1 protein-coding gene is annotated in these 235 nt (G+C 81.3%); it reads left to right on the top strand.

From position 1 onward, the window contains the following. Positions 1–235 (top strand): hypothetical protein (locus tag GTW08_RS02240; RefSeq protein ID WP_202416281.1); only part of this gene is annotated, 235 nt, incomplete at both ends.

Below are 235 nucleotides of genomic sequence, written 5' to 3'. Positions count from 1 at the left end.
GGTCGGTCGCGGCCGCCGTCCTCGCCCGGCGGGGGCTGCTGGCACGCAGCGCCGAGCTGTACCGGTGGACCGCGGCGGTGTCCGGGGAGCGCCCGCCCGCGGCGGCCGTGCCCGTGCTGATCGGGACCGGGGCGCTGGAGGAGGCCCGCGCCGTCGTGGGGGTCGACGGCGACGGTTCCGGGTTCGTCGCCGGCCGCGCGCCCACCCTCGTGGACGGCGCCGACGACCTCACCGC

The organism is Pseudonocardia sp. SID8383, assembly GCF_009864975.1.
Taxonomy (GTDB): Bacteria; Actinomycetota; Actinomycetes; order Mycobacteriales; family Pseudonocardiaceae; genus Pseudonocardia; species Pseudonocardia alni.
The sequence above is the reverse complement of the archived record's forward strand: the minus strand, read 5'-3'. Positions and strand labels throughout refer to the sequence as shown.